Origin of the sequence: Microvirga terrestris, assembly GCF_015694425.1 — a bacterium.
GTDB lineage: Bacteria > Pseudomonadota > Alphaproteobacteria > Rhizobiales > Beijerinckiaceae > Microvirga > Microvirga terrestris.
The window spans coordinates 159,514-171,843 of the sequence record NZ_JADQDN010000004.1 but is presented as its reverse complement, the minus strand read 5'-3'; the positions used below and the strand labels follow the sequence as shown (position 1 = coordinate 171,843).

14 protein-coding genes are annotated in these 12,330 nt (G+C 62.3%); 4 read left to right on the top strand and 10 right to left on the bottom strand.

The window, feature by feature from the left end:
* Positions 1-54: 54 nt before the first annotated feature.
* From I2H36_RS09945 to I2H36_RS09930, 4 genes are all read right to left on the bottom strand, one after another.
* Positions 55-507 carry a hypothetical protein gene (locus I2H36_RS09945; RefSeq protein WP_196263738.1) on the bottom strand — a complete coding sequence of 151 codons (453 nt, stop codon included), beginning with the start codon at positions 505-507 and terminating at the stop codon, positions 55-57.
* A 127-nt stretch (positions 508-634) separates the two neighbouring features.
* Positions 635-1,402, bottom strand: coding sequence for a sulfite exporter TauE/SafE family protein (locus I2H36_RS09940; RefSeq protein ID WP_196263737.1), 768 nt, complete (start codon positions 1,400-1,402; stop codon positions 635-637).
* A gap of 100 nt (positions 1,403-1,502) precedes the next feature.
* Positions 1,503-2,042, bottom strand: a complete 540-nt coding sequence (locus I2H36_RS09935) for a GNAT family N-acetyltransferase (protein WP_196263736.1) — start codon at positions 2,040-2,042, stop codon at positions 1,503-1,505.
* Positions 2,043-2,052: 10 nt separating this feature from the next.
* Positions 2,053-2,628, bottom strand: coding sequence for a helix-turn-helix domain-containing protein (locus I2H36_RS09930; RefSeq protein ID WP_281432987.1), 576 nt, complete (start codon positions 2,626-2,628; stop codon positions 2,053-2,055).
* A gap of 205 nt (positions 2,629-2,833) precedes the next feature.
* Here I2H36_RS09930 and I2H36_RS09925 point away from each other — a divergent pair, with 205 nt between their 5' ends.
* Complete coding sequence (locus I2H36_RS09925; RefSeq protein ID WP_196263734.1) at positions 2,834-3,091, top strand: hypothetical protein; 258 nt, start codon at positions 2,834-2,836, stop codon at positions 3,089-3,091.
* Positions 3,092-3,114: 23 nt separating this feature from the next.
* Here the strand turns inward: I2H36_RS09925 and I2H36_RS09920 are convergent, their stop codons facing one another.
* Positions 3,115-4,641 (bottom strand): coiled-coil domain-containing protein, encoded by a 1,527-nt coding sequence (locus I2H36_RS09920; RefSeq protein WP_196263733.1) that lies wholly within the window; start codon positions 4,639-4,641, stop codon positions 3,115-3,117.
* Positions 4,642-4,710: 69 nt separating this feature from the next.
* Complete coding sequence (locus I2H36_RS09915) at positions 4,711-5,874, bottom strand: TAXI family TRAP transporter solute-binding subunit (RefSeq protein WP_196263732.1); 1,164 nt, start codon at positions 5,872-5,874, stop codon at positions 4,711-4,713.
* 437 nt (positions 5,875-6,311) lie between these two features.
* Between I2H36_RS09915 and minC the strand changes: the two genes are divergently transcribed.
* The 3 genes from minC to minE are packed head-to-tail and all read left to right on the top strand — an operon-like array spanning position 6,312 to position 8,073.
* Positions 6,312-6,980: a septum site-determining protein MinC gene (gene minC, locus I2H36_RS09910; protein ID WP_210331021.1), complete on the top strand. Its 669-nt coding sequence runs from the start codon at positions 6,312-6,314 to the stop codon at positions 6,978-6,980.
* A gap of 17 nt (positions 6,981-6,997) precedes the next feature.
* Complete coding sequence (minD, locus tag I2H36_RS09905) at positions 6,998-7,813, top strand: septum site-determining protein MinD (protein WP_036354063.1); 816 nt, start codon at positions 6,998-7,000, stop codon at positions 7,811-7,813.
* Positions 7,810-8,073, top strand: coding sequence for a cell division topological specificity factor MinE (gene minE / locus I2H36_RS09900; protein ID WP_036354060.1), 264 nt, complete (start codon positions 7,810-7,812; stop codon positions 8,071-8,073). Before minD ends, minE begins: the two co-directional genes overlap by 4 nt.
* Positions 8,074-8,125: 52 nt before the next feature.
* Here minE and I2H36_RS09895 read toward each other — a convergent pair whose 3' ends face one another.
* From I2H36_RS09895 to I2H36_RS09880, 4 genes are all read right to left on the bottom strand, one after another.
* A complete protein-coding gene (locus tag I2H36_RS09895) occupies positions 8,126-9,280 on the bottom strand; it encodes a thermonuclease family protein (RefSeq protein ID WP_196263730.1) in 1,155 nt (384 codons plus the stop codon).
* Positions 9,273-10,109 carry a hypothetical protein gene (locus I2H36_RS09890; RefSeq protein ID WP_196263729.1) on the bottom strand — a complete coding sequence of 279 codons (837 nt, stop codon included), beginning with the start codon at positions 10,107-10,109 and terminating at the stop codon, positions 9,273-9,275. The genes I2H36_RS09895 and I2H36_RS09890 overlap by 8 nt, the downstream gene beginning before the upstream one ends.
* A gap of 148 nt (positions 10,110-10,257) precedes the next feature.
* Positions 10,258-10,647 carry a septal ring lytic transglycosylase RlpA family protein gene (locus I2H36_RS09885; protein WP_196263728.1) on the bottom strand — a complete coding sequence of 130 codons (390 nt, stop codon included), beginning with the start codon at positions 10,645-10,647 and terminating at the stop codon, positions 10,258-10,260.
* A 206-nt stretch (positions 10,648-10,853) separates the two neighbouring features.
* The gene (locus I2H36_RS09880) at positions 10,854-12,089 is read right to left on the bottom strand and encodes an MFS transporter (RefSeq protein WP_196263727.1); all 1,236 of its coding nucleotides are present in this window, start codon (positions 12,087-12,089) and stop codon (positions 10,854-10,856) included.
* Positions 12,090-12,330: the final 241 nt, after the last annotated feature.

Genomic DNA, 12,330 nt, shown 5'->3' with positions numbered 1-12,330 from the left:
TGCATACCTGCATTCAGCGCCGCGCCAGAGCCACTCTGGCGCGGCGTTCCTTCGTCAGGCAGCGGAGGACGTGCTCGTCTCCGCGTTTGAAGGTGTATTGGCCGTTTCATCGGAGCGCTGTTGCTGAGGGCGGCTCAGATTGGCGGGCGAGCGGCTTGTCGAATGGCTTGCTGCCGTCGGCGCCTTCGCATGAAGCGAATGAAGATCGGCCTGGATGCTGTCGATGAGGTCGACGAGCCAAGTCTCTCCGTTTTGAACGCGTTCGCGCAACGCGGATTTCGCGATGTCGAGCTTCGCCGAGACTTCCATGGTGTTGCGCGATGGCAGATCGCTGAAATCCTGCTCGATCGTGGTCAACTCGCGCAACAATTCATCCCGGAGCGGCCGCTGCTCCTCGACCATGATCAGCGGCGAGTTCAGCATGCCGCGCAAGGCAGCCCACCGCAGGCCGAGGGCGCTCACTGATTGCGTTCCATCGAGTCCTGACATGTTTGGGGATTCAGCCACGGTCATTTCCTTTTTGCGAAAGCTCAGAATCGAGACGTGCAGGAAGGAGCATGGTTGTGGCGTGAATCGGGCAGCGGCCCGCAAAAAGCCGTTTGAGACCGCGCTATTTCGAATATGGTTATCGAATTCAGCGGATAAAGAAATACAGTGTCAGTGCTGCGCCAACGGCAATCACGAGCCAGCGGATGATGCCCGCCGGCAGACGCCGGCCGAACACCACGCCGAGATAGCCGCCGATTACGGATGCTGCCCCGACGATGATCGTTTCGGGCCAGCTCACGAGGCCCGCGATGACGAACAGCACGACGGCGACAAGCTGGATCAGCGTGGAGCAGAGATGCTTGGCGGAGTTGATCAGATGGAAGTCGTCCCCCTCGGTGATGGCGAGCGCCGCCAGCATAACGATACCCATGCCCGCGCCGAAGAAGCCGCCATAGACCGCGACACCCGTCTGAAACACGAGGCCGGCCGCCCAAGCCTTCGTGGAAGGATGATGGCCCTCCTGTTTGCCGATGGCGCGTGCGAGCGCGACGATCTTCGGGCTTGCGGCGAAGAGCAGGGTCGCGAAGAGCAGCAGCCACGGCACAAGCTGCCGGAAGGCATCATTGTTGGTGACGGTGAGAATATAGGCGCCGCCGAGGCCGCCGATGAGGCTTACGATGCCCAATGCTGCGAAGCGCCTGGCATTGGCCGCGAGTTCCCGTCGGTAGGCCCAGGCGCTGGAGAGATTGGCCGGCGTGACGGCGACCGCGCTGGTGGCATTGGCAACGACCGGCGGAAGGCCGGCGGCGACCAGGGCCGAGAATGTGAAGAAGGTGCCGCCGCCCGCGATGGCGTTGACGAGGCCGGCCGCAAGGCCCGAGGCGGCGAGCAGCGCCGCAGTGGACAATTCCATGATGATCAGTCTTGTGATGACGACAGGGCAGGATGGATCGAGGTGCCAGCCATAGGCCGGACGCTCTGTGAGCGCAACAAAGGCTGTCGTCGAACCTCGCTCAGGCGGCGGAAATCTGCTTGTAGAACACGGTCGTGTCGCAGAACCCGCCCTTCGGCCAGAGGGCATAGTTCGGGATGATACCCGATTTCACCCAGCCGGCCCGCTCATACAGGCGCTCTCCGTCACTGCCCGTCACCGTGTCCAGCACGAGCACAGTCTTGCCGGCCTTTGCCGCCGCCTCTTCGGCCGCCCGCATCAGAGCGGCGCCGACACCGCGCCGGCGGGCCTGGTTGTGAACGAGCATCTTGGCGATGTCGGCCCGGTGAGGCTGGTTCTCAGGCTGCTTGAGGATCACCTGAACGGTGCCGACGATCATGGGGCTGGATTGGTCCTGAGCGACGAGCAGGATCCGCTCTCCGGCGGCGACGCCCTCTGCAATCCCCTGCCAGAAGGCATCGGCCCTGTCCTGGGTCAGGGGCGACATGAAGCTGACCGAGGCGCCGCCTTCGACGCAATCGATCAGCACCGCCGACAGGGCGCCGATCTGCTCGCGGGCTTCCTGCGGGGTGAGCTGGCGGATGGCGATGGGTTCGTTCATGGGACCTGTCTCATCGGTAAGGGTTGGAAGTGGCGTGCGGATCGGTGGCGAGCGCCACCACGTAGCGGGCAGGGGTGTCGGTCAGGTTGCGAAAAACAATCGGCTGGTCGAGCCGCATGGAGAGGCAGTCGCCGGTATCGACGTGATAGGTCTCCTCGCCCAGCGTGAGCGCGAGGGCGCCCTCGATGATCCAGATCTGCTGATGAACGGCGGCGGCCCGGTGTCCCGTGTCATAGGCCACCCGCGCACCAGGCGGGAGCACCACCTCTACGAGCTCGATGGGAGAGGGAAAGCCCGGTGCGGACAGGTTGCGCCGGATATAGCCGCTCTCCGGGTCGCGCCAGATCCGTTGATCTTCGCGTCGCGACAGGGGAGAGGCGGCGGCCCCCTCCTGTCCCGCGAAGAGGGACGCCAAGGTCACCCCGAGGCCTGCAGCGAGCTTGTCCAGCACGGCCGCCGTCGGGCTGCTCTCGCCCCGTTCGATAAGGGAGATCATGGAGCGGCTGACGCCGGTGCGCTCCGAGAGACCGTCCAGCGTCATGCCTGCTCCCGTTCGGAGGTCGCGGAGGCGCGCGGCAAGATGCATCCCAAGAGCCGAAGAATTCTCCATTAAACTAGAATGGAATTCCAAAATAATGGAGTCAAGCGGTAAGGCCAAGGGTTCTTGGGAGGCGGTTCTTAAGGAAAAAGGGGTCGCCAAGTAGCTTGGCAGGCCTTATGGCTGCGGTTTGCTGTGGATCACGCACAGGCAGTCCATTGCCCTCGGCAGAACAAAAGAAGATTTTCAACCCATGTCGAACGTGATCCCTCTTGCTCCCCGCTTGAAGCCGGGCCGGTCCGCTCACGCGGATGCGGAGGAGAGGGCTGCGCTTGCGGCCGATCTGATCGAGCTGATCGAGCGGGTTCGGGAGCTGACGGAGCACGTGGCCGACCTGCCCGGCCCTCCCTTGCAGATTCAGCAGACGGCGCAGCAACTGCTGGATGCTGGCACCGCTCTCGAGCGCGCCGTGGATTCGCTCACCGAAGGCGGCGAGTGGGTGCCGTTCTAATGCAGTTCGCCACCCTCACTCACCTATCGTAAAGCCTCCAGCCGCTCCCGAGCCTGAGCCATGCCCAGGGTCTGTGCCTGCGTGTAGAGTTCCCGCGCCTTCGCCGCATCGCCCTTGAGACCCAGCGTGCCGAGCTTTGACAGCTCGTTGGGATCGAAGGTTTCGGCCAGTAGGAAGGCCGCACGGGCGTGACCGCTCGCCAGCGCGCGTTCGAGAACAAGCCGTGCGCCGCTCACGTCCCCTCTGCTCAAAAGCTCCTCTCCGCGGGAGACGAGCCGGTCATCCGCCTTGGCCGATTCAGCCTTAATCGAGGTTTCGCTTCCGAGCGGCGGCACACTTGTTATGGGCAAAGGTGAGAAGCTATCCGGCAAGGCCGCGACGACCACTGGGGCAGGAGCCTTAACGGGCAATGATGACCTGGCTTCCTGAGCAGCCGGAGGGCTTTCGGGCGGCAGCAGATTTGCTTGTGCGACCGGTGCAGGAACAGGCTCCGGTTGTGGTGAGCTCAAGGGAGGCTCCGCGCCTGTTGAGGCAAGCCGGAACATCACAGGAGCGGGACCCGGCTGCCGGGGCTCTTTGACAGCGCGCAGTTCATCGCTGGTTGCCGTCAGTTCCTGCGCCAGCACATCGCTTCGCGTTTGCGCCCGTGCCAGAGCCTTCTCCAGCTCGGCCATCCGGGATGTCGTCGACGCCACGATGTCGTCCTTGAGGCTCTGCAGCTCGCGCAGATCCTTGAGAGTGCTCGCGAGCCGGCGCTCTGTCAGATCAAGTCGTTCGCGTTCCTGCTGCACACGATTGTCGGATGCAGCGATGTCCGCCTGAGTGGCAGCCTGCTCTTTTGCGACCTGCAAGGTCTGGTATCCCTCCCGGAGCCTTTGAAGGTCCTGCCTGAACGTTTCGCTTCGTTCCTGCTCCTGCCGCAGCGCCTTCTGCAACTCGACCGATTTGATGTCGTGAGAAGCTGTGTCGGCCTCGAGCCGGGCAGCAAGAGCATTGCGCTCCTGCTCCAAGGTCGCCAAGGTCTGCGAGATCATGCCACCATGCGATCGTTCCCGATCGAGAGCGTCCTGGAGTTCGGCCAAGTTGGCACTGCTTTGCTCAGTTGCTGTCGTGCAAGCTCCCGATGCGTTCATCGCAGGAGCCTGCACCAGGGGTGCTGAATGGGCAGAAGCTTGAACGTTGAGATCCTGCAGCGCCTTGAGCAGGTTCGGATTGCTCAGATGGTCGGAGAGAACGATGGCAAGGGTGCCGACCTCGATGGCCGTGTTGAGGCTGTTCTCGGCCGACTTCATATCACCCTTGCGGATCGAGGCTTCGAGATCGGCCGCAAGCTGACGCCGATCCGTGGAAGTCAACAGCAGCGGCAGAAGCTGTTTCAGATCTTTCTGCACAAGGTCGCTGTCGCGTGAATCCGCCACCGCCTCCGTACCGGGATCGACGCGGGGAGAAACCTGTGCGGCTGTAGGGGTGATGAGCGAAAGGCCAAGAAAGGTCGTGATCAGCAATTCAGTGATGAAATGTTTCGAGCGAAATGATCTGTACTCAATCACGTCGGACCTCCTTCTGTGATCGCCGAAGGCTTGAGGAGCAGTCTTCGGCCTAGGGTCCTGCTAGCGATATCAATCCTGCCGGTTTGCCTTCCGAAGCGACTTCTCCCGATCCCCCTGCCAGGCCAGGAACTCACGGAACAGAACTTCGCGTTCCTGTGCCGAGACGTTGATCCCGCGGTTGGTTATGAAGCTCTCGAAGCTCTGAACCTGGGGAGAGGATGTGCGGGCGGCGACGGCACGATCCAGCCAATCCTGCGCGGGTCTGACGCGCTCCCAACCGGGCACGTCGGCTGCGAGATTGACTTCCTTCCATTTCGGGTGCCGTCCGGGCTGCAGGAACTCATCGAACCGTGAGAAGAACGCATCCACGAAGCGCTTCACCCGGTTGTAACGGTCGGAGTTCTCGGGCCAATTGAATACGGCGAGCAGGCTGCCGACCGCCAGGGTCTCCACAGGCTTGGCTGCGTCGACGAGTTGGGGATAGTCGGCATTGGCAAAGCGCGCCGGGAAGTAGCTTTCGGCGATCTCGCCTTCGAACGGGATCGGCAGAAGATGGAAGCGCCCGTCCGTCTGGAACTCCGCGATGGCGCGCACCGGACGCCCGGCCACATAGACAGCAGCCTGGATCTCGCCGGATTTGAGCTTCGCATAGGACGAAGCCTGATCGAAGGTCGTGACTTCGGGCTTGATGCCGAGCTTTTCGAAGATCAGGCGGGAGGTCAGGTTGGTGCCGCTGCCCGCCTTGTCGATATTGACCTTCTGGCCGTCGAGCTGCCGGATGTCCGTGATCTGCCTGCTGGCAATGATGTGCACCTCCTCATTGTAGAGGCGGGTGATGAAGCGCAGGCGGCGGACCGCGCTGTCCTGGAGCTTCTCTGCCTTGAGCTGCTCGCGGGCATCCATCTGTACGATACCGATGTCGACGCCGCGCAGGAACATGATGTCACGCAGGTTCTGCAGCGAGCCGCGGCCGATCATCGGCAGCACGCGCAGCTCCTCGCCGTCAAGCACGTTGGCGAGGTCTGCCGCGATGCGGATGTACGTGCCGTCCGCGCCGCCGGAGATCACGCCGAGCGTGCCTGCATTCGCACGAGCCGGGTTGAAGGCCGGTGCCGTCTGAGCCGATGCGGCGGTCAAGCCGGACACGAGGAAGGCCGCCACGGCGGCTGCTCTGGCAATGGAAGAACCGAAACGATGGCTGATGGAAGAGAAAACGGAAACCCGACCCGACATTCTTGTCCTCCCCGGAGGTGCCTTGTGGCTGTTGTCGCTTCGATCGTCTCGTTTTCAGGATTTATGAATAAATTGAATTTGAGATAAAGGAAACGAAACGAAAGAACGGCCATCGTATGCTTGTGAAACCTATGGTCAATCGTGCTTTGCGTCCTGATTAGTACTCATGAAGTGATAGAGAATAATCAAAAAGAGATAGGTTTTATCTTTATATTCCTTGTGAAAGCTGAATTTCTTATCCTGCTGTCTAGATTAGGGGACGGGGACTTCGCGGTAGATTGGCCGCGACATTAAGAAATTTATGAGCGCCCGGGTACCTCCTTTAACCGTCCGTTAACCATAAGCGGTCGAAATCATACGGCATTAAAGGAAGCTGAACTCCCGTGACCATTGCCGTTCGAAATCGTCCATCTCTTCGCTTCCGCGGCAGGTCCTTCATGGCCCTGGTTCTCGCGCCGGAAGTGCCGCTGAGGGACTGGCTCGAGGACCTCGATGCCGTCTCCGAGCGCTCACCCGGTTTTTTCACCGGGCGCCCCATCATTGCCGACGTATCGTCCCTGAAGCCGTCGAAGTCTGAGCTGAAATTCCTGCTCGCGGCCTTCAAGATGCGCAACATCCGCGTCATCGGGCTTGAGGGCGCTGCGCCCGAGAACGTCGATGCCGACATGCCACCGCAGATCAGCGGCGGAAAGCCCACGGGCGAGATCGACGTGCCGGATGCGGCCAACGCGGCTATGGCGGCCGCGGGCTCGCCCTTCGCCGATGCTCCCGTGCCGGAAAAGTCGCTCCTCATCGAGGGCTCGGTGCGCTCGGGCCAGTCGATCCTGCATCCCGAGGGGGATGTGACGGTTTTGGGCTCCGTCGCCTCGGGCTCGGAGATCGTCGCAGGCGGTTCGATCCATGTCTACGGCTCCCTGCGCGGCCGGGCGATTGCCGGATGCACCGGCAACGGCAAGGCCCGCATCTTCTGCCGCAAGTTTGAAGCCGAACTGATTGCGATCGATGGCCTCTACAAGACCGCTGACGATCTCGGGGGCAAGTTCCTCGGTCAGCCTGTGCAAGTGAACCTGGATGGCGACTCCATCATCCTGAAAACAATGGATTGACAGAAAGAGAGACGACAATGGCCAAAGTCTTGGTCGTAACTTCCGGCAAGGGTGGCGTTGGCAAGACAACGTCTTCGGCAGCTCTGGGCGCGGCGCTGGCGCATGGCGGCGAGAAGGTCGTCGTCATCGACTTCGATGTCGGCCTGCGGAATCTGGATCTCGTGATGGGAGCCGAGCGCCGCGTGGTGTTCGATCTCATCAACGTGGTGCAGGGCGATGCGAAGCTCAATCAGGCGCTCATCCGCGACAAGCGGCTCGAGAACCTGTCGCTGCTTCCCGCCTCGCAGACCCGCGACAAGGATGCGCTGACGGAAGAGGGTGTCGCTCGGGTTCTCGACGAACTGCGTCAGAAGTTCGACTGGATCATCTGCGACAGCCCGGCCGGCATCGAGCGCGGCGCCACGATGGCCATGCGCCATGCGGATGTGGCCGTGGTCGTGACGAACCCGGAAGTGTCCTCCGTGCGCGATTCCGACCGCATCATCGGCCTCCTCGATTCCAAGACCGAGCTGGCCGAGAAGGGCGGACGCATCGAGAAGCACCTGCTGCTCACCCGCTACGACCCCGTGCGCGCCGAGCGTGGGGAGATGCTGAAAGTCGACGACGTCCTGGAGATCCTCTCCATCCCGCTCATCGGCATCATTCCTGAGAGCGAAGAGGTTCTGCGGGCGTCGAATGTCGGCTCGCCGGTGACGCTCAACAATCCTGCCAGCGCGCCGGGCCGGGCCTATTTCGACGCCGTGCGCCGGCTCAAGGGCGAAACCGTCGAACTCACGATCCCCACCGACAAGAAGGGCCTGTTCGGCAAGTTGTTCGGACGGAGGGCTGCATGAATCTCCTGAGTTTCTTCAACCGGCGCACCTCCGCGCCCGTGGCGCGCGAGCGCCTGCAGATCCTGCTGGCGCACGAACGCGGCATCGTCGGGGGCAAGCCCGACCTCGTCGCGCAGCTGCGAGAGGAGATCCTGGCCGTCGTCCGCCGCCACGTGATGGTGGAGCAGGACAACGTTCAGGTGAAGATGAACCGCGATTCGGACATCTCGACCCTTGAGATCGAAATCGAGATCCCTGCTCCGGTCGCCGCGCGCGCCTGAGATGCGGTGCTATAAAGAATGAGCGGCTCCTGCCGGTGCAGGGGCCGCTTTTTCATGGCTGCTGCTTGCCCCAGACGCCGATCTTGGCCTCGCGGGCCTTGTCGGCCGCGGCCTTCAGCTCCGGCGTCGCATCGCTGGTCGGGCGCCCGCCGCCATTGAACAGCACAACCCGCGACAGATCCTGATTGCCGACCTGACACCGGTAGACATCGTTCGAGCCTGCCGGTTCGCAGGCGACCTCGCGGCCGTTGAGATAGCCGGCCAGATCCTCCGGCTTGCCGCCACCGGGCGCCCACTCGACCCCGAACAGGCGCACCACTTCGCCCTTCAGAGACAGTGTGGCGGTATCGATTACGTCCGGGACACCGCGAAGGGACGCTGACGATGCTGTCGATCCGGTGGTCGACGGCTCAGGGTCCTGAAGCGGAGTGGCCGTGTCATTGCTGGCCACGGTGGACTCTGCCGCGCTGGCCTGCGGAGCGGTTGGATCTTCACCCTGGAACAGGAAGGCGCCGACGCCAAGCAGAGCCAGGAGCGCGACAGCCCCCAACGCTAGACTGGGACGTGCCCAGGAGCGCGTCCGTATCCCGCCAAAAACAGTCTGCTCATGCTCGGCTGTCACCGGAGCAGCTTCGTCGCCGGTTTCATCTCGCGAGCTGAGCTTTGACGCCAGGGAGGTCTTCAAACTGCTGAATGGGTTGCGGGACCATTCGTGAATGCGCGGCTTCCCAACCGGAGGATTTTGAAGAGGAGCAGGTTCTGCCCGTGACGGGGACGCGTCGACCTCGGGCTGCTGCGCTCCCGCGTCGAGTGTAAGCCAGTCCCGCTGCGGCTTCTCACGCTTTTCCGGACGTTGCTCCGTCTGCACATGGGCGATCGCATCGGGCTTTGCCGACCTGAACAGCACTCCATACCTGACGCGCAGTTCCTCCAATAGGTCCTGAAGGGTAAACTCCCTCTGCTGCCCGTCCTTGTCGATCATTCGTGGCTTGCCGTCATGGTCAATGACGGTGAGCTTCAGCTCGCCGTCCACCTCTGATGGACGTAGCGATGACTCAATAATGAGTTCCAGGGCCCGGCGGGAATCATCGGTTGGGTTGATCCTGTCGAGCTCCGCATGAATCGTCTCGCGCATTCTCTCGCGCATTTGGTTCCAGTTGCGGCGCGGATCTGTGGACGGATCGTGAGTCGTTGTGTCGTCAATCATGCGAGACACCCTCCAGGGCAAGATTTCGCTTGCGCTCCTGACCGAGCAGCGTGCTGTGTTCTGCAACAATGACGGGCCTGTCGCCGATGAACTGGACGACGAGTTGCAATGCGCCCGTTCCCTGCGAGACCCGTCGGCGCCTGGGGTGTGACGCCGTGTAGTCGAACACCGCATGAACCGTGCAGATCTCGCCTGCCGGGTTGCAGACGGTGCCGATTCCGTCCTCGCGGGGGCGGTAGTCCCGTTCGGGCCAACGCTTTACGAAGCGGCGCTTCTCATCGAACAATCGCTTCATCGTCACCTCGCGCCCGTGAAAGAGCACGCGCGGCGCATAGAAGGCCGCTGTCGATTCGAGAGCGGTGTCGTTGGGGGCCGACCACGAGTTGAGGTAATCGACGGCAAATCGCTTAGCCGTAGTGGCTCGTGCCTCTCGCCTGTCGTCGGTGGGATCCTGCTTGGGCCGAGCGGTCGTCACAGGCGCCGGCGCGGCCGGTGCCGGGGTCGGAGGAGCGGGAGCGACTTCGGGCTGCTGCGCCTGACGGGTCGCCGGCGTGTCGGGCCGGAGGACAGGAGTCTGCGGTTGGGCCGTTTGCGCCGGTGGTGCAGTGGGGGGTGCAGGGGGCGGCGCTGACGCAGCCTGGGGCGGAGCGGCAGGAGCCGGCCTGACGGCTTCAGGAGCTTGAGGTTCAGGCGCCTGGGACGGCGCCGTCGAGCCCGCTCCGGGAGGGTCGACCCAAGGGCGTCCTGTCTGTGCCGCAGCCACGGAGCCCGCAGCCATCAGCAGGGTCAGGAGAGCGGATTTCGTTGCGAGTGGCCAGCCGATCTGCATGCGTTTCCAAGGCCTCTTCTCGGGAAAAGGTGACTGGGGAAAAGCGGGTGAAAGGCGTCCCGGTTCCATGAATATCCTGGCCGGGAGCCCCGGCCAGGATGGTTTGCAATGATTAGGTGATAAAATGAACTTGGCTAAAAAGGTCTGATCAGAGCTGGGCGAGGGTAACGGATCCCACGCCTGAAATGCCGAGCGCCTGCGCGGAGGCTTTCGAGAGGTCGATCACGCGGCCATGGGCGTAGGGACCACGATCGTTAATCCGCACCACCACCGACTTGCCGGTTTTCTTGTTCACCACTTTCACCTTCGTGCCGAAGGGCAGGGTGCGGTGGGCGGCGGTCATCTCGTTGGTGTTGAAGGTTTCGCCACTCGCCGTCTTGCGTCCGTGAAAGCCGGGTCCGTACCAGGAGGCGGGACCGCTCTGAATGACTTTGCCGGATGTGCTGGCTGGTTCGGCCTGCGCGACAGAAGTAGAGAGGAAAGCCGATCCGGCAATGAAGAAGCTTGCGAGTGTGAGCGATACCTTGCGTTGATCCACGATGCATTCCCTTGTTTGTTATGCAGGGCGTGCAAAATGATGGTTAATGGGGCAACAATAAGACGATCAACAAGATAGATCATCGATCAATTTAGCCTGAGGTGGCTAGATGCGAATAAATCTAATTTGAATTATATTGTAACATTTTGTAGATATAGCCTCGAAAATCTGCTGAACTTCAAGTGAATATCGACATTGTTTGAGCGCTAAGACATCGTTGAGTTCGGCTTGACGTGGCTTGATGGAAGACGCGTCAGCCATATGGCAATCGCCAGAGCCGCAACGAGCAGAACCGCGACAAGAGCTGCGACACCGGGCCACCCACCTCGGGTCCAGAACACGCCGCCCAAGGTGCCGACCGTGCTGGAGCCGAGATAGTAGCAGAACAGGTAAAGGGCCGAGGCTTGTGCCTTCGCGCCGGCTGCCCGGCTGCCGACCCAGCTGCTGGCGATGGAATGGCCGCCGAAGAACCCGAACGTCACAGTGACGATCCCCAAGATGATCAGAAGAAGGTGGTCGAAGAGGGTCAGGGCCACGCCTGCCAGCATGATCACGATCATGACCCAGAACACCCGCTGACGGCCAAGCCGGTCGGCCAAGCCCCCGATCCAGGCCGAACTCCAGGTGCCGATCAGATAGGCCGCGAAGACGGCCCCGATGGCGCTCTGGCTCAAGGCATAGGGTGGTTCCGTCAGGCGGTAGCCGAGATAGTTGTAGAGCGTCACGAAGCCGCCCATGAGCAGGAAGGCTTCGGCGAACAGGGCGCGCAGGCCCGGATCCCGCAGGTGCCCGCCCATGGAGCGCGCCAGATCCACCGGACGAGCCCGTTGGGGCTGGAAGTGCACTGAGGCCGGCAGGCTTCTCCAGGCGGCGAAAGCCGATGCCAGACCGATGCAGCCGATGAGCCCGATGGCGAGCCGCCAGGAGCCCAGATCCGTCAGCAAGCCGCCGATGATGCGCCCGGACATGCCGCCCACCGCGTTGCCGCCGATGAACAACCCCATGGCAAGACCGATGGATTTCGGATCGACCTCCTCGCTCACATAGGCCATGGCCACGGCCGGCAGCCCGCTCAAGGTAATCCCGATCAGCATGCGGGCCATGAGCAGGCTGGTCCAGTTGGGCGCCAGGGCGGACAGGATGGTGAGCAGAGCCGAGAGCAGGAGGGAGGCCACCATGATGGGCTTTCGCCCCGCCACCTCCGACAGGGAGCCGGCGACCAGCATGGCCACGGCGAGAAAGCCGGTGGAGAGCGAGAGAGACAGGCTGCTCGCGGCGGCGCTCACATTAAACTCGCGCGAGAATTCCGGCAGCAGGGGCTGGACGCAATAGAGGATGGCAAATGTCGAGAAGCCGGAGGCGAACAGCGCGAGGTTCAGGCGGCGAAAGGCCGGTGTTCCACCTACCAGGCGGCTCGGTTTTTCCGGCGAGTAATCCGTCATCTGGTCTTCCCGCGCCCGCCAAATTGGCTCGACATAACAACCCTGAACTTCCGTTATCCTATGCTCTCGGCGCAAGTGTAGGTATATCTACCACATGATCCATTCGCTCAAAGCATGCGGCACGTGCTGAGTTTGCACTTCTCCGCTGGCGAAAACAGTATTTGTATGAAGGCCAATACCATCCAGACTCGAGACCCTCAGGCTCGTCGCGGCCCCCGCGCGAGCCTCATTTTTTGAGCGC

Bases quoted from the DNA above. Each gene is read 5' to 3' on its own strand.
- I2H36_RS09930 (WP_281432987.1), bottom strand. From the start codon at position 2,628: ATGCATCTTGCCGCGCGCCTCCGCGACCTCCGAACGGGAGCAGGCATG.
- minC (WP_210331021.1), top strand. From the start codon at position 6,312: ATGGCCCTGGTTCTCGCGCCGGAAGTGCCGCTGAGGGACTGGCTCGAG.
- I2H36_RS09925 (WP_196263734.1), top strand. From the start codon at position 2,834: ATGTCGAACGTGATCCCTCTTGCTCCCCGCTTGAAGCCGGGCCGGTCC.
- I2H36_RS09890 (WP_196263729.1), bottom strand. From the start codon at position 10,109: ATGCAGATCGGCTGGCCACTCGCAACGAAATCCGCTCTCCTGACCCTG.
- minE (WP_036354060.1), top strand. From the start codon at position 7,810: ATGAATCTCCTGAGTTTCTTCAACCGGCGCACCTCCGCGCCCGTGGCG.
- minD (WP_036354063.1), top strand. From the start codon at position 6,998: ATGGCCAAAGTCTTGGTCGTAACTTCCGGCAAGGGTGGCGTTGGCAAG.
- I2H36_RS09940 (WP_196263737.1), bottom strand. From the start codon at position 1,402: ATGGAATTGTCCACTGCGGCGCTGCTCGCCGCCTCGGGCCTTGCGGCC.
- I2H36_RS09880 (WP_196263727.1), bottom strand. From the start codon at position 12,089: ATGACGGATTACTCGCCGGAAAAACCGAGCCGCCTGGTAGGTGGAACA.
- I2H36_RS09915 (WP_196263732.1), bottom strand. From the start codon at position 5,874: ATGTCGGGTCGGGTTTCCGTTTTCTCTTCCATCAGCCATCGTTTCGGT.
- I2H36_RS09935 (WP_196263736.1), bottom strand. From the start codon at position 2,042: ATGAACGAACCCATCGCCATCCGCCAGCTCACCCCGCAGGAAGCCCGC.
- I2H36_RS09895 (WP_196263730.1), bottom strand. From the start codon at position 9,280: ATGATTGACGACACAACGACTCACGATCCGTCCACAGATCCGCGCCGC.